Below are 1,229 nucleotides of genomic sequence, written 5' to 3' on the forward strand. Positions count from 1 at the left end.
GGGTTCGCGGGGGGCCGGGGTCAGGTCGCGCACCCGCTCGACGACCCGCCGCAGGTGCTCGGGCGTGGTGCCGCAGCAACCGCCGATCAGGGAGAGGCCGAACTCGCGGACGAACGCCTCGTGGGCGTCGGCCAGCTCGCCCGGGGTCAGCGGGTAGTGGCTGCCGTTCGCGCCCAGCACGGGCAGGCCCGCGTTGGGCATGCAGGACAGCGGAACCCGGGCGTGCCGGGCCAGGTGGCGCAGGTGCTCGCTCATCTCGGCCGGGCCGGTGGCGCAGTTCAGGCCGATCATGTCGATGCCCAGGGGTTCCAGGGCGGTGAGCGCGGCACCGATCTCCGAGCCCAACAGCATGGTGCCGGTCGTCTCGACGGTGACCTGCACGATCAGCGGCAGGTCCAGGCCGGACTCGGTGAGGGCGCGGCGGGAGCCGACCACGGCCGCCTTGGTCTGCAGCAGGTCCTGACTGGTCTCCACCAGCAGGGCGTCGGCACCGCCCTCGATCAGCCCGGCGGCGTTGTCGCGGTAGGCGTCGCGCAGGACCGGATAGGTGGTGTGGCCCAGGGTGGGCAGCTTGGTGCCGGGCCCGATGGAGCCCAGGACCCAGCGGGGCCGTCCGTCGCGCGCGGTGAACCCGTCCGCGACGTCCCGGGCCGCCCGGGCGCCGGCGGCGGACAGCTCGATGATGCGGTGGGGGATGTCGTACTCCGCCAGCGCGCTGTGGTTGGCGCCGAAGGTGTTGGTCTCCACACAGTCGACCCCGGCGTCGAAGTACGCCTCGTGCACGGAGCGGACGATGTCGGGCCGGGTGACGTTGAGGACCTCGTTGCAGCCCTCCAGGTGCTGGAAGTCCTCCATCGAGGGTTCGGCGGCCTGGAGCATGGTTCCCATGCCGCCGTCGGCGACGACGACGCGCTCGGCGAGCGCGGCCCGCAGGGCCGCGGCGCGGCCGGCGGGAGCGGGGGGGACGACGGAGGGTACGGACGAAGCCATGAATGGTCTCCCGGGATGCGACGGCTGTCGGCTTTGCGTCCCGTCGGGACGCACCCGCACAGGGTATCCGCGTCCGCCGGGAAGGGTCGGGGGCGTCCGCCCGCCGGACGTGTCGGGCCGCCTGCGCCCACCCGTGGCGGGGCTCGCGGGGGCCCGGGGAGGGTGCGACGTCGGCATGCGCCGCCCCCGTTCGACAATGCGGAATAGCATGGGGGGTGTTCCGGTCCGAGGGGCCGGGG

The 1,229-nt window shown here is 74.1% G+C and carries 1 protein-coding gene; it reads right to left on the minus strand.

Going from position 1 to position 1,229, the window contains the following annotated elements:
- Positions 1-990 (minus strand): homocysteine S-methyltransferase family protein (locus FNQ90_RS23775; RefSeq protein ID WP_182608227.1); only part of this gene is annotated, 990 nt, incomplete at its 3' end.
- Between the last annotated feature and the right edge of the window lie 239 nt (positions 991-1,229).

Source organism: Streptomyces alkaliphilus (assembly GCF_014141535.1).
GTDB classification, from domain to species: Bacteria; Actinomycetota; Actinomycetes; order Streptomycetales; family Streptomycetaceae; genus Streptomyces; species Streptomyces alkaliphilus.